At 32.7% G+C, this 23275-nt stretch carries 22 protein-coding genes; 7 read left to right on the forward strand and 15 right to left on the reverse strand.

What is annotated here, in order from left to right; genetic code table 11:
* Nucleotides 1–65: 65 nt before the first annotated feature.
* Entirely contained in the window at nucleotides 66–269 is a 204-nt protein-coding gene (locus tag ACRBBL_RS01645) for a hypothetical protein (protein WP_431367291.1), read from the forward strand.
* Nucleotides 270–445: 176 nt separating this feature from the next.
* On the opposite strand, the gene ACRBBL_RS01650 is transcribed toward ACRBBL_RS01645, so the two are convergent.
* The 5 genes from ACRBBL_RS01650 to ACRBBL_RS01670 all read right to left on the reverse strand — a co-directional run bounded on the left by ACRBBL_RS01650 (nucleotide 446) and on the right by ACRBBL_RS01670 (nucleotide 5006).
* Nucleotides 446–1009, reverse strand: a complete 564-nt coding sequence (locus ACRBBL_RS01650) for a type 1 periplasmic binding fold superfamily protein (RefSeq protein WP_431367292.1) — start codon at nucleotides 1007–1009, stop codon at nucleotides 446–448.
* A gap of 12 nt (nucleotides 1010–1021) precedes the next feature.
* The gene (locus ACRBBL_RS01655) at nucleotides 1022–3424 is read right to left on the reverse strand and encodes a TonB-dependent receptor (RefSeq protein WP_431367293.1); all 2403 of its coding nucleotides are present in this window, start codon (nucleotides 3422–3424) and stop codon (nucleotides 1022–1024) included.
* Between the two features lie 41 nt (nucleotides 3425–3465).
* Nucleotides 3466–3798 carry a hypothetical protein gene (locus ACRBBL_RS01660; protein WP_431367294.1) on the reverse strand — a complete coding sequence of 111 codons (333 nt, stop codon included), beginning with the start codon at nucleotides 3796–3798 and terminating at the stop codon, nucleotides 3466–3468.
* A 206-nt stretch (nucleotides 3799–4004) separates the two neighbouring features.
* Entirely contained in the window at nucleotides 4005–4532 is a 528-nt protein-coding gene (locus ACRBBL_RS01665; RefSeq protein WP_431367295.1) for a DUF6787 family protein, read from the reverse strand.
* 39 nt (nucleotides 4533–4571) lie between these two features.
* Nucleotides 4572–5006, reverse strand: coding sequence for a DUF6146 family protein (locus ACRBBL_RS01670; RefSeq protein ID WP_431367296.1), 435 nt, complete (start codon nucleotides 5004–5006; stop codon nucleotides 4572–4574).
* Between the two features lie 212 nt (nucleotides 5007–5218).
* On the opposite strand from ACRBBL_RS01670, the gene ACRBBL_RS01675 reads away from it, so the two are divergent.
* Entirely contained in the window at nucleotides 5219–5548 is a 330-nt protein-coding gene (locus ACRBBL_RS01675) for a hypothetical protein (RefSeq protein WP_431367297.1), read from the forward strand.
* 32 nt (nucleotides 5549–5580) lie between these two features.
* Nucleotides 5581–5826 (forward strand): hypothetical protein, encoded by a 246-nt coding sequence (locus ACRBBL_RS01680; RefSeq protein WP_431367298.1) that lies wholly within the window; start codon nucleotides 5581–5583, stop codon nucleotides 5824–5826.
* A gap of 234 nt (nucleotides 5827–6060) precedes the next feature.
* Here ACRBBL_RS01680 and ACRBBL_RS01685 read toward each other — a convergent pair whose 3' ends face one another.
* The 3 genes from ACRBBL_RS01685 to ACRBBL_RS01695 all read right to left on the reverse strand — a co-directional run bounded on the left by ACRBBL_RS01685 (nucleotide 6061) and on the right by ACRBBL_RS01695 (nucleotide 12542).
* A complete protein-coding gene (locus tag ACRBBL_RS01685; protein WP_431367299.1) occupies nucleotides 6061–8937 on the reverse strand; it encodes a CHAT domain-containing protein in 2877 nt (958 codons plus the stop codon).
* A gap of 41 nt (nucleotides 8938–8978) precedes the next feature.
* Nucleotides 8979–10523, reverse strand: a complete 1545-nt coding sequence (locus tag ACRBBL_RS01690; RefSeq protein WP_431367300.1) for a T9SS type A sorting domain-containing protein — start codon at nucleotides 10521–10523, stop codon at nucleotides 8979–8981.
* A 165-nt stretch (nucleotides 10524–10688) separates the two neighbouring features.
* The gene (locus ACRBBL_RS01695) at nucleotides 10689–12542 is read right to left on the reverse strand and encodes a hypothetical protein (RefSeq protein WP_431367301.1); all 1854 of its coding nucleotides are present in this window, start codon (nucleotides 12540–12542) and stop codon (nucleotides 10689–10691) included.
* Between the two features lie 283 nt (nucleotides 12543–12825).
* Here ACRBBL_RS01695 and ACRBBL_RS01700 point away from each other — a divergent pair, with 283 nt between their 5' ends.
* Both ACRBBL_RS01700 and ACRBBL_RS01705 read left to right on the forward strand, forming a co-directional pair.
* Nucleotides 12826–13425, forward strand: coding sequence for a hypothetical protein (locus ACRBBL_RS01700; protein ID WP_431367302.1), 600 nt, complete (start codon nucleotides 12826–12828; stop codon nucleotides 13423–13425).
* A 21-nt stretch (nucleotides 13426–13446) separates the two neighbouring features.
* On the forward strand, nucleotides 13447–14136 hold the full coding sequence (locus ACRBBL_RS01705; protein WP_431367303.1) for a tetratricopeptide repeat protein: 690 nt from the start codon (nucleotides 13447–13449) through the stop codon (nucleotides 14134–14136).
* A gap of 158 nt (nucleotides 14137–14294) precedes the next feature.
* Here the strand turns inward: ACRBBL_RS01705 and ACRBBL_RS01710 are convergent, their stop codons facing one another.
* From ACRBBL_RS01710 to ACRBBL_RS01730, 5 genes are all read right to left on the reverse strand, one after another.
* On the reverse strand, nucleotides 14295–14963 hold the full coding sequence (locus tag ACRBBL_RS01710; RefSeq protein WP_431367304.1) for a DUF937 domain-containing protein: 669 nt from the start codon (nucleotides 14961–14963) through the stop codon (nucleotides 14295–14297).
* Between the two features lie 186 nt (nucleotides 14964–15149).
* The gene (locus tag ACRBBL_RS01715; protein WP_431367305.1) at nucleotides 15150–16103 is read right to left on the reverse strand and encodes a D-2-hydroxyacid dehydrogenase; all 954 of its coding nucleotides are present in this window, start codon (nucleotides 16101–16103) and stop codon (nucleotides 15150–15152) included.
* Between the two features lie 24 nt (nucleotides 16104–16127).
* A complete protein-coding gene (gene serC / locus ACRBBL_RS01720; protein WP_431367306.1) occupies nucleotides 16128–17192 on the reverse strand; it encodes a 3-phosphoserine/phosphohydroxythreonine transaminase in 1065 nt (354 codons plus the stop codon).
* A 143-nt stretch (nucleotides 17193–17335) separates the two neighbouring features.
* Entirely contained in the window at nucleotides 17336–18076 is a 741-nt protein-coding gene (locus ACRBBL_RS01725) for a hypothetical protein (RefSeq protein ID WP_431367307.1), read from the reverse strand.
* 33 nt (nucleotides 18077–18109) lie between these two features.
* Nucleotides 18110–19177, reverse strand: a complete 1068-nt coding sequence (locus tag ACRBBL_RS01730; RefSeq protein ID WP_431367308.1) for an acyl-CoA reductase — start codon at nucleotides 19175–19177, stop codon at nucleotides 18110–18112.
* Nucleotides 19178–19317: 140 nt separating this feature from the next.
* Here ACRBBL_RS01730 and ACRBBL_RS01735 point away from each other — a divergent pair, with 140 nt between their 5' ends.
* Nucleotides 19318–19671 (forward strand): 4Fe-4S dicluster domain-containing protein, encoded by a 354-nt coding sequence (locus ACRBBL_RS01735; RefSeq protein WP_431367309.1) that lies wholly within the window; start codon nucleotides 19318–19320, stop codon nucleotides 19669–19671.
* A gap of 118 nt (nucleotides 19672–19789) precedes the next feature.
* On the opposite strand, the gene ACRBBL_RS01740 is transcribed toward ACRBBL_RS01735, so the two are convergent.
* Together ACRBBL_RS01740 and ACRBBL_RS01745 are read right to left on the reverse strand one after the other, a co-directional pair.
* Entirely contained in the window at nucleotides 19790–20170 is a 381-nt protein-coding gene (locus tag ACRBBL_RS01740; RefSeq protein WP_431367310.1) for a PUR family DNA/RNA-binding protein, read from the reverse strand.
* A gap of 79 nt (nucleotides 20171–20249) precedes the next feature.
* Nucleotides 20250–22004, reverse strand: a complete 1755-nt coding sequence (locus ACRBBL_RS01745; RefSeq protein WP_431367311.1) for an ABC transporter ATP-binding protein — start codon at nucleotides 22002–22004, stop codon at nucleotides 20250–20252.
* A 141-nt stretch (nucleotides 22005–22145) separates the two neighbouring features.
* On the opposite strand from ACRBBL_RS01745, the gene ACRBBL_RS01750 reads away from it, so the two are divergent.
* Nucleotides 22146–23249, forward strand: coding sequence for a Glu/Leu/Phe/Val family dehydrogenase (locus tag ACRBBL_RS01750; protein WP_431367312.1), 1104 nt, complete (start codon nucleotides 22146–22148; stop codon nucleotides 23247–23249).
* The last annotated feature ends 26 nt before the right edge of the window (nucleotides 23250–23275 follow it).

Here is a 23275-nt window from a genome sequence, read left to right on the forward strand (position 1 = left end):
CCTACTGTTTTTTGAAAATGTAGTCACTACATTCATAGATTATTAACCATTAAAATATGAAAATCATGTTAAAAAGCATTTTAAACTTAAAAGGAGCAGAAGCTTTAACTAAGAAAAGTCAAAAAGTAATTGGTGGAATTGGAACTGTTGGAGAAGGTTTTGGCGGTCCATGTATTGATAGTCACGATTGTAATGCAACCAATACGATACCTTCTATTTGTTGTTCGGGAATTTGTATTTATACAACAAATTGGCGAGATGTTTGCTAATAAACTTATGTTGAGTATAACTTATTGCTGTTTTAGCGTTTTTTAACTTAGAACTCACTTCTAATAAGTAATAGCAACAAAAAAGCCAGTATACTATTTATAGCATATTGGCTTTTTTATAATTTGTAATATAGTTGATGAAAAGCTACTAACAATGAGCAACTATCAACAAACAACTATTGAATTGTCACATTTGTAAATGTTGCAGAAACATCTGTTTCTCCACCAGCGTCTCCCAATCCTGTGTTTGGTTTTGTTGGCTCATGACGTAAGGTTACTGTGTATGTACCTGTGCTTGCTGCACCAGTTGTAAGCATGAATGTAGTTCCTAAAATATTACCGTTTCCATCTAAATTAAAGCCATCGGTAGTTACGTTTAAACCTCCGCCAACTGTATAGAAAAATTGGTGTTCATCATCTTCTTCTTCTACTTCTGTAGTAATGTTTTCAGCAGGAGATTCCGTTTCATTTAATAAAACAACACTTCCATTGTATGTTGTATTAGCCGCTAAATTTCCAGAAACTGTTAGTACAGGAGAATCTGGTCCATCGCCATCCAAATCGCGAGAAGTTAACGTAATTGTTTCGCCAGTTATAGGCGCTAAGGTAACGGTAACTGTTGTAATAACTTCTTCTTCATTTACAACTACTGGCGCTGCATCATCATCACTTGAACATGATGTAAAAAGTGTTCCTGTAATAGTTGCTAAGGCTAAAATTGAATATTTAATATTTTTCATTATTTGTTTTTTTTAATACGTAATTTTTAGATTTATTGAAAAGTTTCTACCCAAATCATCGGCGTAATAGCGCAAACGATTTAAGTAATTTCGATAGTTTGTATCGAAAATATTAGTTACTGATAGTCCTATATTGAGTGTTGAATTTTTGCTCAATGAAAAATCAGCATTTGTGTGTAAATGCAGTAAATGATACGCATCAGGTGGCGTACTTACATCTACCAATTCTAGTGTACTTGTTTCAGGAATAAAGGCTTCAAAGTTGTTATCTGGGAATTCATTTTGTCTAAATGTATATTCACTTTGTAATTCAACTCGTAAGTTTTTTAATTCCTCATTTTGATATACCAATCCGTTTGTTGTATTTACGGGCGGCATATCTATTAATGGCAAGTCTCGTGTTTCGTCATAGCCTTTTACCAATGAAAATTGATGATAGAAATTCCAGTTTTCGTTAAACGTGAGCGACGCATCAACATCAACACCTACGAGTGTTGCATTGGTTTGTCTGTATTCCCAAACTTGGAAATTTCCACGAATAGTTTGTTGAATTTCTGTGGGCTCAATAATCATAAAATCATTGATAAAGTTGATATAAGGATTCACTGAGAAGCCAAATGTATTTCCTTGTTTTTGCAAGGTAACCGACACTTTGTGTGCAATTTCCGAGTTAAAACGTAAATCTCCTAATTCGATTCGAGATGCAGAATGATGCAGTCCTTCACTAAATAATTCTGATGGATTCGGAGCGCGCGAAGCCAATGAATAGTTAGCGAATAATTTATAGTCATCATTGAATGTATAGCGTGTACCCAAGGTTGCAGACACGTTTGAATAGTCCAATTTCGGGTTTGTCAATATTTGATTACCAAATACTTCGACTACGATTTCAGGAAATAGTACATCGTAGTTTCGATCTTCCCAGAAAGAACTTTTATAAAACTTTTGGGCGTCAATATTAAAATAATCAAATCGACCACCAACTTCGACCAAAAAGTTGTCCGTTATTGAAAAATCAGCAACACCGTAAATTCCGAAATTGAATCGCTCATAATCGGGAATTAATCTTCGCACACCTGTATTTGGGTCAGCCACATTTTTTTGATATTGTGCCATGATCCCAGTTTTCAGATTCAAAAGATCGGTATTGTTTGTATCTAAATCCAAACGTATTGTTTGTGAGTTTAATGCTAAATCCAAAGATGCTCTATCGTCATCATCACTGCTTCTACGAACATCGAATTCGAGACGTTCGTTTTGTTGAAAGTCGTATTGGAGCGTTACTTTCCCTAAATTTTTAAAGTTTTTGAATCCACGTACTTTAAACAAATGATGTGTTACATCTTGTTTTGGAGCGTCGATATCATATGTAAAATCTCTAATAATTAGCGGAATACCACTATTGATGGAACGCACCTGATCGCTAGCACCACCAATATGTGATGCACGCAAAATGCCGATTTCATTTTTAAAGAAAGAATAATAGGCTTCTACACCATAGTCAAAACGATTGAGTCCAATTCGTGCAGTAATGCTTCGTTCAAAGATGCCTGTATTACTTAATATATAATCTGGCGCTTCATAATCGCCAAATCGCTTAAGACTTCCTTGAACAGAACCGTACCAACCATTTATATAACTTTTGGTGAGTGTTGAGGTAATTGATCCTCCACGACCATTGGTTGCAGCCGTTACATGCGTTTTTCCGTATATAGTATCTTTTACTGGAATTTTAGCTGCTTCTGTTACAATGATTCCGCCAACAGCGTCACCACTATATTTTAGCGCGCCAGCACCTTTTATTAATGTGATATTTCCAATAGAATTGACATCAATACTCGGTGCATGTTCTGCTCCCCATTCTTGATCTTCCATTCGAACACCATTGTTCATTACAACCACACGGCTACTATGAACTCCATTAATGATAGGTTTTACTACTGCATTTCCTGTATTGAGAGACGAAACACCACTTAAGGTATTTAAGATATCTCCTAAGGAAGCATTTGTAAACCGATCTAATTGCTTTTCTGTTACTTTTTGTTCAAAGGTTGTCTTTGTTTTACTTCCGTAAATAGAAGCTTGTAACGTAATAGCATTTAGCTCTTCTAAGTGATGTTCTAGTTTGAAATTTCGTTTCGTATTACTAGAAACTTTCACTTTAAAAGCTTGCGTTTCACAATTAGGATGTGCTATTTGTATAGTGTACGTTCCTTCACAAAGGTTCGAAAACGTATACATTCCATTAATATCAGATTCAGCTACTTTTTCTAGTCCCGCTATAATTAGTGTGGCACCTGGAAGTACAGAGTTGTCATGTAAATCTATGATTTTACCAGATAGTGTATAGGTGCAATTTTGACTTTGCATAACCATAGCACTACATAGCATTAACATATATAAATATGTTCGCATGTATATTCTTTAATTAAAATAAATTGATGTATTTAAATTTCTCAAGAAAATATAGGTGGTGCACGAAGTTGCTTATTTGTAAGCGGTAAGTTGTAACACAAAGGCGTTGTAGAGCCTAGTGTCGTTTTTGAAATAATTGGAGATACTTGCAGTTCAGGTAGACTTGTGAATTCGAAATAAAAATTCGTAAAATGATAATTACACAAGTCACAATGCACATTACTTTCATGCATGTGTTCCTGTTGTTCATGACAGGTAACATATTCATGATCTTCTTCAAGTTGATGCGAAAATTGTATACCAGAAGGAAACATCAATGTTACGAGTAACAATGAAGCTATAAGTATTTCTTTTATGTTAGATACTGTTTTCATGTGCATCTTCATCGTTGTAAAGTTCGATGAAAGTTTAACAAAAGTAGTAAAAGCTTTAGTGTAAAAAAAATATGTGCTCGTAGAATTCGTAAATTATAACAAAGTTGATAGGCTTTATCGGGATTGTGAGTTACTTTATTGGTGTTTTGAAAAGTTATTACAAATTAATTTACTAGTATACGATTTGTAGATGATTAGTTTTGAATTTACTTTATGATATGCATGCGTTTGAGCATTTTCTTTTCAAATGCCCAGAAAAATTTGAATTGCCCTAGAAGTGTTCCGAAAACAATCAATAGTATTTGATAGATTGGTAGAATGATAATGATTCGAATCATCCAATATAAAAATCCACCAAAAAAACCTTCTGGGAAAATCGTTTTAGTGAATCCAACCATTTCCAATAAAGGTTTTGCAATTCGCACTGAGCTTGTTCCCGTTAAGGCAAATACCAAAAATATAGCAATGATTTCCCAACGATAATTAGTAATCCACTTGCCCTCTAGTTTTTTAAAACACCACAGAAAGAAACGTAACATGATGAAAAACAAGAATATAACACCTACAGCGACGAGCGCATAATAGAGTATTTTATATTCTTGACGATCAATAAAAGAACGAATGATATTTTTTGAAATAAGATATGCCGAATAAATTAACGAAAGGATTCCTAAAAAAGGAAAGATTAGTTGCCAGTTGTGTTTAATTTCCCAACGTTCTTTGAATGAAGTCATTTGTATTTTTTTGCGGAGCAAATATACATAACTTCTACATTATATCCGAGCAGGAAAAGCTGCTAACTGTTGTTTGTATCTTTGTTGAAAGAATACAAAATAATAATACAGTTGGTAGTTTACCTCATACCCATAATCGACATTAGATCTGTAATTGATTTGTAACTCATACAAACTGCTGTCGAAACGCGAAGGATTTATGACACGTTGATTCCATTCTGTCACATAAATAATATTCTTATTTTCTAAGAATTGTTGTGAATAGTATTCTCTAGGTCGTGCGTAACTTTGAAGCCAAGCACCAAAACCAGGTTCAATGATAGTGATTTCGTATTCTACTTCATCACTAGCTATCCGAATGGTATCAGATACTTTTTGGATATCGTCTTTTTTTTGGGTGATTGTTTTTTCTTGACTTGCACATGAATAGACGATGATTCCTGCACAAGCAATTAGAAAGAGTACTTTTTTCATTAAAATATCATTTTATATAAAGGTACAATTTTTTTGGACGTAGGCATGTAGAAAGGAGTGAACAAGCTATTTGAACTCGTGAGTACTCCTTTTGAATGATTGAGATTTTTTACGAGCTTTAGTTTTTTTATTGAACTAAAAAACTATCTTTATAAAATCTCTCCCAGATATGTCGTTGATGTAGCTACTATTTATCAACTTAAAAAAATCTTATGTCACAAAATGTAACAACACTGAATTTTCTACAAGTTGCTTTAGTTATCATGTTACTAATAGCTGGTTTTAATATAATGAAGGTTAGTATAGAAGCTTCTAATTTTTCATTAGAGAAATCGTATGATAACAGACCTACTACTAAGGTTTATTCAACAGAATATAATCAGTATGCTTTTATACAGCAGAATCTTATCACAGAAAGATATACAGGCGCTATCATTGCTTATGGCTTTATAGCTATGTCTTGCATTATTTCTATTGTTTGGATTCAGATTACAAAGGTAAAATTGCAGCACGATTCTTTAAACCTAAAAAAATATATCTGACATAGCCAATCAATATATAATCCAAAAAAAATATGTTACGAAATTTAACATCATTAAACATTTTACAGCTTTTATTAAGCATACTTCTTATTGTTGGAATTAGGAAAACTTTTTATTATTCATCAAAAGACCCATTTAAATATTCAGATGCGGGTCAATATTTAGATGTTTCAGCTCAAAATACAGTTGCTATCATTACTTTTGGAGCTATTAGTGTGACTTGTATTATAGGTATTATTTGGATTGAGATTCATAAATCTGATAAAAAAAATAACTAATCGTATAAATATAATTATGTCACAAAACGTATCAAGATTAACCAATGTTCAGTTTGTATTGTTCATTATTTCAATAGTGTCAATTATCAGTGTTTATTATTTTTCAATAGTGGATGTAGGTAGTAGGGATAGTTCAATTGCTCAGTATGCAACTGCAGTTACAGCTTTTGCATTGATCTCCGTAGCTTGTATTATATCGATTGCTTTGATAGAAATTATGAAGGTAAAAGTGCGTCAAGATATTCTGAACCAAACAAATACATCTGATAGTACTAAAATTATTAGTAGCACAAGTACAAAATAAAAAAGATGATTCTCTGACTCAAAGTGTATATTGTTGTTGTCACCAATATGCGTCCACGCAGCCCAATAAAATGGTAGGCGAGAAGCGGGACTGCTTATTTCATCATTTTGAAAGTATTCAATTTGTGCTTTTTGCAAAGCGCTGTTTTTGGTATGTCCTTGTTGTAAATAGGTGTAATACAGTTTCATGATTTTTGCTGAAGATGCATCGGGAATACTCCACAATGTCGCTGTAACACTTGGTATTTTGGCAAAGTTGAACGCACGTGCCAAACTTTGTAAACCTTCTCCTTTTTGATATTTCCCAAATCCGGTATTGCAAGCACTCAAGGTAATCATATCTGAATTAAAATTGTGATTGTAAATTTCATCCAAGCGCAAAAGGTTGTTGATCGTATCTTGTGTTTTGGTAAAGATTAATGATGAAAAATTTGGGTTTTGCGTGTTTACTAGCGAATGTGTAGCTAAGTGAATAGAAGAAACGTTTTTTGCATGATTGATGAAATTCGCTTTTGTTGCTGCCGAATTAACCCATGATTTTCCCTGCATAAGTTCTGCAAGTTGTAAGGCTTCATCATCTGAAAATGTCAATTTTGATACTAAATCACCTCGTAAGTTTGTATTGATTGTTGCATTGCTAATGCTATCTTGAGTTAGTGTTTTTAGATGGTTTAACGTATATTCATCTAATTCTAAACCAAATGATTTAAACGTTTCTTTTGCAGCAATGGAAACCGTTTTATTTTGCATCATTTTACAAAAATACTGATAGCCAATTGCGTATTTTTTTATCACCGTATTGTCTAGCGTTGTCCACGAATCACTTTTTTGAATGAGTAATGCTTGAAACGGAATTGTATGTAACACACCATCGGGAACAATAGTTATTTCTTTGAGGTCTTTGTTTTTAGTGTGCTGCAAAGGTGTTTTTAAGAGCAGATTGTACAAAGAGTTCGCTGTTTGTAAATACTGTTTTTCTGCAATGTCTGGCGTATTGTTTATGAATTCAATATCACTTAATGATTGTCTGTATTGTGAAATTTGATTGCGAAAGTTTCTAGGCAATTCAATTTGATCAACATAAAAATGTTGGTTAGATATAGAGAAAATATACAGTGTTTTGGCGCCGAGAAAGTATTTTATAAATACGGTGTTTTCCTGTATGTTTTTTTGTAATTCAGTTATCGAAACACCTTCTAAATCGTTGCGAAGTTGATTGAATTTTGGATACTTTTTAGAAATACTATTTTTAAAATTTTGGAAATCTTCTTTTACATTGATTAATTGCTTTTGCGAAGCCTCTGCATCAATTGAATTTTCTACCTTTCGGTTAATAACTGCAATGGTTTTTTTATATTCTTGAAATAAATCGATTGTATCTTTTGGAATGTTGGCAACTTTTAATGCTTGCTGTTCATTCATCAATTCACGGAGTACAAATGCATTGGCGCGTTGTGAAATTTGAAATGCTTCTTTTTGATAACTTTCTTCTTTGGTGAGATTGTATAAAGCTAATTTTACTTTAATCACTTCTTCATAAAATTCATTCGTGTACGAACCTAAAATGACCTTAGATTTTGTCTCGGAGAAGTTTAAACGTACCTTTTCACTTATTTCTACAGCAAATTCGTAATTCTTAGCAGCTATGCGTAACCAATCTTTATTTTTAGATTTCTGGTATTTATTGAAATAACAATTACCTTTATTTCTAAAGATTTCCATGAGCCATATTTCAAGTGTCCACAAGTCTTTTGAAGGATTTTTGCTTGGATCATTCTCTTTAAAACTTGGAATAAATGTTTGAAGCGCGTTTTGATAATTTGTTAAGGCTTTATCATATTTTTTTTGTTCAAATAAAGCATCACCTATATGTATATATAATTGCCCAATACCTCTTGAATTGTTTAGAGATTTAACTTTGGACATGGTTTTTTGAAATTGCGTTAATGCTTGCTGTGACTGATTTAACGCTAAATAAATTTTACCTCTTAGAATCGTTGCTTGGTTAAAATTGTATTTGCATAGCGATTGATTTCTCGAAGCATTATTTTTACAAATATTAATTAAACGAATTGCTTTTTTTAAAATGTTCAACGCTTCCTGATATTTTTCTAATTCAAATAAAATTTCAGCTTCATAGAGTTCATAAGTACCATCTTTATCATCTTTTAATTGTTGTGCTTTTTTGTAAGTTTTCTGTGCTTTTTTAAATTCTCCAGCATGAAAATAAGCAGTACCTAAAGCTTTGGTGTTTTTCCAAATGGCATGGCTGTCATTTACGAGTGTTGCGTTTACAATTCCTATTTTAGCATATTCTTGTGCTTTCTTGTAATCACCTTGTTGTGTGTATATAGAACCGATATTTCCTTGAATACGATTTATCCATTGAAGATCAGGATGCTGTGCTTTTTTTAAATGAGAAAAACTTTTTTTATAGTAGGTTAAAGCACCAGAAAGATCTCCAATACTTTCAGTACTAAAACCTAACAGATAAAACATTTTTCCATGAATTAGTGTTTTTGTTGCTGGAAGTTCTTGTAATCCTTTTTGAATTAATTTAATACTTGTTTCGTAATTTTTAGAATAATAACCATTATAAAAAATAGCATTATAAGCTTTGTACCATAAATTCCAATTCTTAGCTTTTTGGAATATAGTTACTGCTTGTAATGCTACTTTATTGGCTTCGGTATATTTTTTTTGTTCAGCTAAAACATCGACTTTTTGGAGTAGTTTTTTAGCGAAAATTGTATCGTTTTGTACGATTTGTGCTTTTGTTTTTTGTATTAAAAAAACTGTGATGCACAAGATGATTATATTTTTTATACTTTTTGGTTTGTAATATAAACTCAATTTTTAATAACTTTTTTTGTGTAAATTCCCTTATGGGTTTTTAAAGTTATAAAATACAAACCGTTTGAAAGATTTTTTACGTCAATTGTTTTGGTGAAAATGGAAGAATTCTGTTTTTGTTGATTAAATTCTTTGAGAATTCTTCCTGAGAAATCGATTAATTCTATCGTGAAATCTGAGTTTTCTTGTGTATTAAAATTTATGTTGATGTTTAATACATTCGTTGCAGGATTTGGAAAAGCTGTAAATTCTATTTTTTCGGTAGTATCTTCTGGCTTTATGAATTGTGTTGCTGTTTCTGTTTGATTTCGTTGTGAATTGTCTATTGAACAAATATCATAATCTGAGCAATCTCCATACGCGCAAATTTTAGATGTGTTAGTGTAAAAAATAGGTTGTGTGTCAAATACAATACTTGCAGTATTCTTTATACAATCTGTCAAATTTGTACTAGTGCATACTTTAAAAGAAAAATACGTTGAAGCATCATCATAGGTATACATATGTGGAATTGTTTGATCGGTTCCAGGTAGGTTGATACCAAAAAAATTAAAATGCGCAACTCCGTTATCTTCATACCAAGATGGTTCTACTTCATAATCAATTAACCGAATGCTATTTTCATCTAGTGTGTTTATAAATTGATCTTTTACATATACATCTTGAGCAAAATATTCTCCGTCATTAAAAAAACCTATAGTATAAATTAACTCTTGTTTTTCAGATATTCCTGGTTGTATACATTCTTTATTGACAATTTTAAAATTAGGATCATGTGGATATCTGCGTGTTAAAAACTGGTAGTCTAATTCAGTAGTTTTTCCTCGTTCTTTACAGTCAATAATATATTTTACTCTGAGATTTAATTTTTCACCAATTGCAGTTTTAGTAACTGCAGGTATGTATACATAGCGTATTTCGTTGAATTGTAATCCGGTAAATTGCCAAGATATTTTGTGATTTGGACCATTAATATGCATGGGAGTTTTATTGGTAACCCAATTATTGTATTCTTTTATGTCTGAAAAGTTGACATCAATTTCTTCATCACTATAATAGAATTCTATACAACCCTCAATTGGAGATTGAGAAGTTGTGTTTGTAAATGCGATAATATAATAGTTCTCATAATCGTAAGCAGTAGCCCAACTTGTCATTAAATGTATATCATTTGTCATCTGTATCGTTGGATTTACAAACGATGTTGGATTTGGAGTTCCATTAGCAGAAAACGGAGGAACTTGTATTATTTGTTTTGGTGGCAAATTTGGATCATAAGCAAGAGCAAAATATGTTTCTGTAGTATAGCCTGTATTATTTGGTGTAAATATATGTCCAGGATTTTTTAAAGTACTAAATGTACCATCTCCAAATAGGGTGAAGGTATAAGTTTTTTCTATTTCATCAGCTCTAGTTTCGTACTTTACAAATCCGTTGCCGTCAGTTAGAAAATCAATACCTGTATTATTTTGCGCATGTACAGAAGAAGGGAAATAGATCCATAATAAGGCTGTAATTGTAAGAAGTTTTATGATTTTCATTTCTTTTTATCTTTTAGTTAAAAAATATGTTTTTACTCGATAATCGAGATTAAGATATTCCGAGATTTGCCTCGAAATGATTCACTTTTAAAAGTACTAAATTTTGAAAGAAAAATATCACATAGTAAAAAGCTACTATGTGATATTTAGTGTTAGCACTTTAGTTTAGTTGTCTCTAATAATATGTGCATTTCCAGTAATTGTGTTTGTATTTCCTAACTGATCGATATAGTTTCCTGTAAAACTAACATCAATATAAGTTCCTACAGGACCAATACTTGTTATGTTGAATACAATAGATCCAGCAATACCAGTAGAAGCAACAGGGTTAATACCATTTGGTGTTCCTAGACGTTTTATTGCCATAGATGGTGTTCCTGAAGCAAAAGGATTGCTATCAAAAGGATAGGTTCCTAAAGTTACAGCATTACCAATAAGCATTGTTCCTCCATTTGCAGTAGGAGAACTTGCTCCCATAGAAAGATATGTTCCTTGCTCAATGTTTGCCCATGGATTTAATATTTCATATTCTATTGGATTTCCATTGATACTATATCTAATGTATTCTGGAGCTAACCCGCCGCAAGCAGTTAAATTTGCAGTCGCGTTCGGGTTGGCAATTACTGTTGCAGTTCCAATAACTTGCCCTGTACCTACATCAGCACCTTCAACAACAATAGTTGCAGGAATGACACATGAAACAGCTGTATAACTGTGTGTACCAGTAGTTACTAAGCTAGTTCCAAAAAATTGCCCGCCAGTACTTGAGTAAGTTACATATCCATTTGTTACAGGAAGTCCTGAACAATCTAGTACAGTTCCTGAGACATTTATTGAGGATACAGCTACCAAAGAAACTGGAATCGTAATTGAAGTAGCACCTGAAAAAGGACCAAAACTTGGGTTCGTATAAAGTACTGTTCCGCAATGATCTGTAATTGTTATTGACATTGTTTGATTCGCAGGAATTTTTCCGCTTACATTTCCATTAGTATCAGTAATAGCATAACGTGAAAAACCATTATAATTAATCGTTACATTAAGACCAGATACAGGATTTGATGTTGCAGCATCAATCACAGTCGCATTAAAATTCACTACAGGAAATGGCGCATCGCAATTCCAAAAAGAAAAATGATTTACAACCGCTTTGTAGTAGGCTCCATCTTTGTTAGCAACGGTTTCTTCAAACCAAACTCCAGTATCCTCATTAAATGACCACATTGGTACTTGACTTGGCGCAGAAGCCATTTGATTTGGATGAATAGGCATTAAAATTGTCGCTGGGTTTGAAATTTGTAATTTTTGCCCCATGTTTCCTCGAAGCTCTACATGTACCATTCCGTAAGAACCTAAAGCAACTTCCTGATAATTACTGTCAAGACCATATAATTCTCCAGGCATTGTATTTGCTGTATCTTCAGATAAAGGATCTAAATGATTTACAGTTACCGATACATTTCCTGAATATGAATTTCCGTTTTCATCAACAAAACCATTATCAAAGGCTACAATAATTTCTCCTCCTAGTTCTGTTCTAACAGCGACTTCACCGCCAGAAGAAGGAATTGTTTGCGAATTTTCTAAGCTAAAAAGTTTTATGGTAAATGTATTTTCATTATTGTCACCATAATTAGGAACCATTACCCTTGATCCATTGGTGTATCCTTGTGCAGTTGCAGTTGCATACGCAAAGTTTTCGTTTACTACTACGCTAATAAAAGTAACAATTCCATTATCGTCTGTTACTTGTTGTTGTCCTCCTAAGGTAACAACAGCACCAGCAATTGGTCGATCTCCACGACCTATAACACGACCTACAAAATTTGTTCGCACTTCTCTTCCTTGAAACTCTCTGAGCGTTTCCCTTATACGATCAGTGTTTACGTGTTGTGCTTTTTGTACAATTTGTGTTGTACTGGAGGATTCAGAAAGTGGTTCACTTTCTTTTTGACATGCTAGTAATGCTATTGAGATAATACCAAACATTGCCAAATACTTTAAAATTTTTTTTTTCATGATTAATTAATTAAAAATTATTCCTACTCTATTGAAAGCTTTTCGGATAACGCTTTTTTCACCAGTTGTTAGTAAGGTGATGTACTAATTTTGATGGTTTTTTAAGTATAATTAGCTTAGTAATGAATTAATTGTTGTTTTAAAAAAGATTTATAATTAGTAGTTTTATTTACCATATAACTTTGTCAAAAAACAAACGTGACAATTTTTTTTAGTCACATTTCGTTTAATTGATATTTATACTAGAGATGAAGACTTTTTTTCTTTAGTTTTATAGGAAATTATGAAACATCATCCTACCAAAAATAGTACACAAGAAAAGCGTATTTATGCACATCAAAATTTTGGGCTTAGCGAGGCAGATTTTGAAGAAATGCTCAAAAAAATGAAAAGCGGAGATGATGATTTGTTTGAAAAGATTTTTTTGGCGCAGTTTGAAGAAACGATTTCTTATTTGATGCATCGTTACAATACAAACAGATCAATAGCTTATGACGCTACAATGGACGCATTGTTAAAGTTTAGACGACGTTTATTGGAAGAAAAAATAACTTATTTTAACATGCGTTTTTTGTTTACGAAAATGGCAAGTCAATTTTTGATAGCTACGTTGAAAAAAAACAATAAATCTGTTGAAATAACAGATAATGAGGATGTTGAAGAAGAAGAGGAGATAGATGATACTATTTTATACTATTTAGATATTGCCTGGAAACAATTAGGAGATCAGTGTAGTAAGTTGTTAGAGAATTATTATTATAAAAAAATAGCTCTAAAAGAATTGGCAAAGAAATTGGGAAAATCGGATGTAGCTTTAAGAAAGCAAAAACAGCGATGTTTAGAGGCATTACGTTCTTATTTTCTAAAACATTATAAACGTTAATCATATATCAAACCTAAGTACATGAAATCTGAAAAATATACAGAAGAAGAAGCACTTTCAGCAGATGAACTAGAGGCAATTAGTGCTGCATTGATTGTAGCTAAGTTTGATCGTGAGAAGCGAAATACATGGAAAGAGCGACTTAAAAATGAGTATGGAGTAGAAAGAGAAGTTACTAATATAAAGAATAGCTTTCCATTTTCTAAACTAGCAATTGCGGCAATTATAGTTTGTATTGCAGGAATTGTAACCTATAGTGTCATTTTATTTTCAACATCAAGCTATGATACCGTAGTAAATGAATCGATTGAAAAGTTATTTACTATAGACAATCATGCAGTTGTAACGCGAGGTGATGAAACTGTTGACAGACAAGTATTATCAGCAATCAAAGCATATAAAAATAAAGAATACGAGCAAAGTATTATTGTTTGGAAGCAGTTGATTGCGATAGGAGAAACAACAGGAAGTACATATTATAATTTGGCGTTATGTTATTTGCAAAAAGAGCCATCAGAACCTAAAGAAGCCATTAAAAATTTAATAGAAGCTCATAATACAAAAACAGTACAACAAGAAGCAAATTGGGCTTTAGCTTTAGCATATTTGAAAGCAGATCAAGAAGAGAATGCAAAGAAAATTTTACAAGAGATTATTCACGCGAAAGCGTATAAATATAAAAAGGCAGAAATTTTAATAGCACTTTTATAAAAAAACGATAAGAAGCTTTTCTCTAATCATTTTAATTTTACACAAAAAAATATTTTCATCTAACAATCTAACAATCTAACAGCAAAGCAAGTCTAATAAACAAAAAAAGCATCAACTTTCGTCAATGCTTTTTCTAAATTTATATTTTGTGAGAAGTATTACTTTCCTCCGAAAAGTCCACCTAGCAATCCGCCAAGTCCGCCTCCGCCACTGTTGTTATCTTTCTTGTCTCCACCACCGAAAAACATACCTGCAATATCGTCAAGAACACTTCCGTCATTATCACCATCTAAAATAGATTCGATAAAGCTTTGTTGTTGTGGAGCTTGGTTTGATGAACCACCGCCACCAAGTAATCCGCCAAGTAAATCTCCGATTCCACTAGAACTTTGTACATTTTGTTGACGTTTTTGCTTTCCTAACATTCCCATTAATAATGGAGCAGCTACTTTTAAAATGTTACCAATAGAAGAAGCATTTATTCCAGATTTCTTACTAATAGCACTTTCAACATTTTGTCTACTATTTCCTAATACGTGACCTAATATTCCATCTCCATCATCTTTCACTTCTTGATCAACTCCACCACCAAAAAGGCCAGCTAAGTTATCTAAGATACTTCCATCATGTTTTTTCTCTAAGGCTCTATTTAATCCTTCAGCACCTTCTGGTGAACTCGCATTTCTTTTCATAGCTCCCATAAGTACAGGCAATGCCATACTTAATACAGAAGCCGTTTTGTTTTGATCTTCTCCAACTTCATTACTCACTCCGCCAATGATTTGTTTACCCAAATCACTATTTAATAAATCTAAAATTCCAGACATTTAAAAACGATATTTATTGTTAATATGAAAACAAGATAGTAATATTCTGTAAGACTTGTAGTATGTGTATGTGTTTTTTATGTTATTTGTACGAAATGCAAAAATATCAGATAAACGGATTTTTTTAACGCCCAAAAACACGAAAAGCACCCCGAAGAGTGCTTTTAATTGTATATGTTGGTGTTTTTATCCTTTTAAAAGTGTGTTAATTTGTGAAGCCAATTCGAGTCCAATTCGGTCTTGTGCTTCGTTGGTAGCTGCACCAATATGCGGTGTTAATGATACATACGGATTCATCAATACTTTAATGGCTGGCGTTGGTTCGTTTTCAAACACATCTAAACCAGCAAAACTTAGTTTTTTAGATTCTAGCGCATCTATTAAAGCAACTTCGTCGATAGTTCCACCACGAGAGGCATTGACAATTGCTGCACCTTGTTTCATCAGTTCAATTTCTTTCTTTCCAATGATGTATTCTTTTTGTGCAGGAACGTGTAAAGTAATAAAGTCTGCATTCTTCAATACACTTTCCATGGCTTCTGTTTCAATTTCTATAGCAATAGATTGTCCGTTAAAGAAATCGACAGAAACTGTTGCTTTGTCAATAAATTTATCGGTAGCAATTACATTCATTCCTAAACCAAGTGCCATTTTTGCTGTAGCTTGTCCAATACGTCCAAAACCAATAATTCCTAGAGTTTTTCCTCGTAATTCAACACCTTTTGCATACGATTTTTTCAATTCCTTAAAACGAGAATCTCCTTCTAAAGGCATATTTCTGTTAGAATCATGTAAAAAACGAACACCACTAAATAAATGTCCAAAAACCAATTCGGCAACAGAACTTGAAGAAGCTGCAGGCGTATTGATAACATGAAGTCCTTTGTCACGTGCATACTGAACATCAATATTGTCCATTCCGACACCACCGCGACCAATGATTTTTAAGCTTTCACAGGCATCAATAATATCTTTACGAACTTTGGTAGCACTACGTACTAAAAGTCCTGTAATTTGATGCTCATTTATATAATTGATTAATTGTTCTTGGGCAACTTTCGTTGTAATTACTTCGAAACCATCATTTGTCAATGCGTCAATTCCGCTTTGAGAGATTCCGTCGTTTGCTAATATTTTCATAATTTTAATTGAAAGATTGAATAATTATGCTTTCTTTTCTAATTCTTGCATTACATCTACTAATACTTGTACGCTTTCCAATGGCAATGCATTGTATATAGAAGCTCGGTAACCACCAACACTTCTGTGTCCGTTGAGTCCATTGATTCCGGCAGCAGCCCACATTGTATCAAATGTATCTTTTAGCGCCTCGTTTGTCAACGTAAATGTAACGTTCATGTGACTTCGGTCTTCCGTAGCAACAACACCTTCAAATAGTGGGTTTCTATCAATCTCACCGTATAATAAAGCAGATTTTTGGGCATTGATTTTTTCAATTGCCGCAATTCCACCTAAGTTTTTCAACCATTCTAATGTTAACATCGACACATATACAGGAAAAACAGCTGGCGTATTAAACATACTGTCTTTTCCAAGATGTACTTTATAATTTAACATAGAAGGAATAGTTCTAGTTACTTTCCCTAAAATATCTTCTTTTATAATAATTAAGGTCGTTCCTGCTGGTCCCATATTTTTTTGTGCACCAGCATAAATCATGTCAAATTTTGAAAAGTCTAACTGACGTGAAAAAATATCAGAACTCATATCACACACAATTGGAACATTGGTTTCAGGGAAACTTTTCATTTGCGTTCCAAAAATGGTATTGTTACTTGTGCAGTGAAAATAATCTGCATCTGTAGGAATGCTATATTCTTTAGGAATGTGTTTAAAGCCGCTGTCTTTAGAAGAAGCAACTTCAACAAGTTCACCAAATAGTTTTGCTTCTTTAATAGCTTTATCACTCCAAGTTCCTGTATTTAAATATGCTGCTTTTGTTTCTAACAAATTGTAAGCAGCCATTAAGAATTGTGTACTTGCGCCACCTTGTAAAAAGAGTGCTTTGTATCCTTTTCCTTCTAAACCTAATAATTCTATAGCCAGACTACGAGCTTTTTCCATTACGTTTACAAATGGCTTACTTCTGTGTGATATTTCGATTAATGAAAGATTATCATTATTAAAATTAATCACTGCTTCTGAAGCTTTTTGCAATACCTCTTGTGGTAAGATACATGGACCTGCGCTAAAGTTGTGTTTTTTCATTGTATATGTTGTGTGTTGTTAATCAGATTAATTCGAATGCAAAGTTGCTAAATTATGAACAAATTGTTGTTATGATTTTGCTAAATATTTTAGCCAAATATTGAGGATAATTCATTTTTTAGCTTTCTTTTGATTGTGCTGATTTATTCGTGATGACTATTTTCTTCAATTTCATTTTCTATAAGTAGAAGCAATTCATTGAGTTCATTGATTGATGTTTCATAAAAAGCCAATCCTTTGCCTCGCATTGCCATTGTAAGTGTAAGAATATTTCGAAACTTAGGATTTTTTGAAAGCTCCGTATAGTTATTAGGTTTCAAGCTGACCGTTTCATCTTGAAGAAAATAACTTAGATTTTCAGCAATAAATGGCATCGTTATATTTTCAAATAATGCCCATTCTGCTTTATCGTAGTCGTTTATGATAAATCCAAGTGTAGATTCATGAAACTTGATGATGCCTTCTTTAATCTTTTTACTTTTAATAATTCTGATACCTTCAATTTTAAAAATCTCATAAGTAGCAAAGGTAGGTAATGGACTTTCCCAGTTTGCAATAGCAGGAAACAATGTGTCCATTGCGGAAGTATATTCCGTATTTTTATTTAGATGGTTAAGTGCTATTTCAAGATTTGACTTCGATATTTTATTCGCTTTTACATCACGTTCCAACTCGTCTTTAGTGGCAGATAAATCTCTATATAGGTTTTGAAGTATGTTATATTCATGTTGATTGACCTCTTGTTGTTCTTTCCAACCGTCAATTTGTAAGGCAATTAAAATTCCCACAACCACAAGAATTATTTCACCAACGGCATACGTTAAATACTTTTTAATTTTACTATCGTTTAGTAAGAGTCGACGCGTTTTTTTAAAGAATTTCATTGTTGGTTATGACTTACATAGATGTAACTTTCTTTAATTACGATCTAAATTTGTTAGAAATGTTAGTGTGTCAACGCCATCAGCATACTCATGTAATTCAGGGTGTTGTGTTTGTCCGAAAGTAATTTGATTCTCCATATTTATGTCGGCCACAATGCATTGAATGTTTTCTGCGTCTGCAATTAGTTTTTCTTGAAGCGCATCTAAATTTTCATAATATTCATAAAAAACGGTTGCGATTGGAGAAGCATATTGCGGATCTTCTTTAATCATTACAAAACCATTTTCTAATATGTCAAATAAGCTCATTAAATATACTGCCTTATTGTAGTCGTAGTTGTTGGCATATTTTGCACTATTCATAATGTCGCTTTTACCGTACATTGCTTTAAAAAAGGCTTCGAAATTGTAATCTTTTGGAACAAATAGTTTGGAAACACTTCTGCATCCCAATCCGAAATAGGTAAAAATATCATCACTTAACGCTATAAGTTGTTCCTCAGTTTCCTTTCCTGTTAAAATGGCCACCGAGTTTCTATTTTTGCGAATAATATTTGGTTTGTCTTTAAAATAATATTCAAAATAGCGTGCCGTATTATTACTTCCTGTAGCAATTACTGCGTCAAAATCTTCAAGCTTTTCTTCAGTAAAAGTGATTTTTCCTTTAAAAGATGGTTCTGCATATTCCAAATATTTCGCTAAATAGGGTAGAAGGTGCTTATCATTAGAAGATTGCTTTACTATCACTTCATGACCAGAAATTAATACTGATAAAAAATCATGAAAGCCTACTAACGGAATATTTCCAGCCATAATAATCGCTATTTTTTGCTGCGATATTTCATCAAAATTGTAAGGTTCAGTCCAACGAACAAGTTTTTCTTCTTGTAATGCTTCTGCCCAATTACCAATGGCAAAGCGAAGATTTTCTTGCGTAAACCAGCCATTATTTTCTTGTGCAAGCTTCAATTGATGTTTCATTCCATCAAAAAAAGGATCATTAAGGTTTATAGAAAAGTTCGGTTCAGGGTTTTCTGTTGAGAATTGTGATAAAAAGCCCCCTAAATTTACAAATGCGTTAATTCTTTCTGCTAAAGCCATCTGAATTTGTTTATGAATAGTTTTGGCGTTATTTTTGCAATTCAATAATACAGCCAAGAGTTAGTTTTTGGCGAATTTATAAAACTTTTACCGCATTAACGGTAGATCATAAAAGATTGTAAACGAATACAAAGAAAATAATGGCTATAATTATTACTGACGAATGTATAAATTGTGGTGCTTGCGAGCCAGAATGCCCAAATACAGCAATTTATGAAGGTGCTGACGATTGGCGCTATTCAGACGGAACTTCTTTGGAAGGAAAAGTAGTACTTCCAAATGGAGTAAAAGCAAATGCTGATGATGCACAAGATCCAATTTCAGACGAACTTTATTATATAGTTCCTGATAAGTGTACAGAATGTAAAGGATTTCATGAAGAGCCACAATGTGCTGCTGTATGTCCTGTAGATTGCTGTGTGCCAGATGAAGATATTGTAGAAACAGAAGAAGAATTATTAGGAAAGCAAGCATTTATGCATCCAGATAATTAAGAATTATCATTGAATTATTGAATTTTCAATCTTTCAATGATACTTATAAAAAGTAAAAAGCCACTTATATCATATAGATGAAGTGGCTTTTTTTTGGTTTTGGGTTGGTTGTGATATGTTATATATCTTCAAAATTTACATCTGTAAAACTCCCGTTAGCTGCTGAATCGCCGCCTTGGGCATCTTCTGCTGTATATTCTCTTTTAAAATCTTTTTGATGACGTTCAGAAATAACTTCTTCTCCTTTTTCGTCAACAATGTACTGTGTCATTTCGCTTAAAATCTCTGAAAAGGCTGCGAAGTCTTCTTTGTACAAATAGATTTTGTGTTTTTTGTAATGGAAAGATCCATCGTCGTTTGTAAACTTTTTGCTCTCAGTAATGGTTAGGTAATAGTCGCCAGCTTTGGTTGCCCTGACATCAAAGAAATAAGTTCTCCTTCCTGCCCTCAATACTTTAGAGAAAATTTCTTCTTTCTCTAACAATTCTTTGTCACTCATAATCCCTTTTTTCTAAAATTTAGTTGTTTGTTAATCTCCCTCAAAAATGTAAAAAAAAAACCAACTGAACAACAAAATCTTACAAATCTTTTTCAGAAAGCTGTTTTAAATAGAGCTCTTTAAAGTAACCATCTTCTTCAATAAGATCGTCATAACTACCGTTTTGGATCACATTTCCGTCATCTAATACAATTATCTTATCAGCATTTTTGGCAGATGAAATACGGTGACTTACAATGATGGTTGTTTTGTTTTTGGTACTACGTTCAATATTATTCAAAATTTCTTCTTCAGTCTCAGTATCTACAGCAGATAAGCAATCATCTAACAATAAAATATTAGGATCTTTAATGACAGCTCTGGCAATAGAAACACGTTGTTTTTGCCCACCACTTAAGGTAATTCCGCGTTCTCCTAAAATAGTTTCATATCCTTTTTTAAACCCAATAATATTTTTGTGTACAGAAGCAAATTTTGCCGCTGCAATCACTTCTTCATCAGTCGCATCTTCTTTTCCAAATTTGATATTATCCTGAATAGTTTCAGAAAAAAGGAACGCATCTTGCGGAACAATGCTAATTGCGCCTCGTAAACTATTTAGGTTGAGGTCTTTAATTGGTGTGTTGTCAATAGTAATGACACCTTTATCAGTATCATACATTCTACTAATCAAATCTAATACAGTTGTTTTTCCAGAACCAGTTTTCCCAACAATTGCTAAAGTTTCTCCAGTAGAAAGTGAAAATGAGATGTTTTTTAAGGCCGTAATATTGGTGTCATCATAGGTGAAAGAGACATTTTTAAACTCAATATCACCTTGAATAGGTGTACTTTCTGCTACTAGATTTTGAATTTCAGGTTCAACCTTAAGAAATTCATTGATACGTTTTTGAGATACTTCCGCTTGCTGCACAATTGAAGTAACCCAACCAATGGTAGCTACTGGCCAAGTTAGCATGTTTACATACATTATAAATTTAGCCAAGACACCAAATTCAATTTCCCCATTGATATATTGTTGTCCGCCGATATAAATTACCAAAATATTACTCACGCCAATTAATAAAATCATCATCGGAAAAAACCAAGCATTTACTTTTACTAAATTCATGTTTTTGGTTTTTCCTTCTACAATCATATCGTCAAAGGTTTCTTTTGTTTGCGGTTCTATTCCGTATGCTTTTATTACGGAAACTCCTGAAAATGATTCTTGTGTAAATGTGGAAAGTTTAGATAAAAACTGCTGTACAATTGTACTTCGCTTTTGTATGGCACGACTCAATTTATAGATTAAAAACGATAAAATTGGCAATGGCAATAAGGTGTAAATAGCTACTTTTGGCGCTATAATGAACATTAAAGGAATCAAACAAGCAAATAAGGTAATGGTACGGATACTGTACATAATTGCAGGGCCAGCGTACATACGTACTTTTCCAACATCTTCACTAATACGGTTCATTAAATCACCTGTACGATTCTTTTTGTAGAAGTTTGTAGATAGATTTTGATATTGCTGATATACTTCATTTTTTAAGTCATATTCAACATATCTAGAAATATTAATAATGGTTTGTCGCATTAAAAAAGTAAAAAAACTAGCCAATGCAGCAGCTCCAATAATATATAAGATATTCTCTAAAAGTTCAGCTTTAACAATGGCAATATCTGTAATTTTACCATGAATATATTTATCTACTGTAGTAAGAGAGTTTCCTATTAATTCCGGAGTTATTAGTGCGAAAACTTGTGCAATAATGGTAATTAATATTCCTAAAAGTAACTTGCTTTTATATTTTAAAAAATATTTATTTAAGTATTGTAATTCTTTCATTAGCTAAAAATCAACCTTTTAAAAAGGCTTTTATTTTGAAAAATATTCATTTTAACAACATGTTTATTGCATAAATTTGAATTATCACTATTTTTGCAGTCTATTTTTTATATATAATATAAATTTAACATACAGTAGCCTATGGTTTCAGACGTCGTAAATACGAGCGAATTACACAAGGTTGATCCTGTTTTTGGACAGCTATCTTTTGATAATCACGAACAAGTTGTTTTTTGCAATGACAAAGATACAGGATTAAAAGCAATAATAGGAATCCATAACACAGTTTTAGGACCCGCACTTGGAGGAACTCGAATGTGGCAATATAATAATGAATGGGAAGCCTTAAACGATGTACTTCGATTATCTCGTGGAATGACGTTTAAATCAGCAATTACAGGATTGAATTTAGGTGGAGGAAAAGCCGTAATTATTGGAGATGCCAAAACACAAAAGACACCTGAATTGATGAAAAAGTTTGGAGAGTTTGTACATTCTTTAAGCGGACGTTACATTACAGCTGAGGATATAGGAATGGAAACAAGTGATATGGATCTTGTACGTGACGTAACTCCATATGTAACTGGAATTTCAGAATCAAGAGGTGGCGCAGGAAATCCTTCTCCAATTACAGCGTATGGTGTTTTTATGGGAATGAAAGCAGCAGCTAAGTATAAATTTGGATCAGATATTTTAGAAGATCGCACAGTGTATGTACAAGGAATTGGACATGTAGGAGAAGCGTTGGTAGAGCATTTATCAAATGAAGGAGCCAACGTAATTATAGCAGATATTAATGAAGAACGTTTGCAAGCAGTAAGCAAAACCTACGGAGCAAAAATTTACCGTGGCGCAGACATTTATTCGGAAGAAATGGATATTTACGCACCATGTGCTTTAGGAGCAACTATTAACGATGCTAGTATTCATAAGTTGAAAGCACAAGTAATTGCTGGAGCAGCCAACAATCAATTGAAAGATGAAGTGAAGCACGGAGCAATGCTAAAAGATAGAGGAATTGTATATGCACCAGATTTCTTAATTAACGCAGGAGGAATTATTAATGTATACGCAGAATTAGAAGGGTACGGAAAAACCGAAATCATGCGTAAAACTGAAAATATTTACAATACAACTTTAGAAATTTTCAAACATTCTGAAGATAATAATTCAACAACACACAACTCTGCATTGAGTATTGCAGTAGAAAGAATTGAAACAAGAAAAAAAGAAGCGAACAAATAGTAGCATTCTTTTAAAATAATTATATT

The organism is Kordia sp., assembly GCF_050633145.1.
GTDB lineage: Bacteria > Bacteroidota > Bacteroidia > Flavobacteriales > Flavobacteriaceae > Kordia.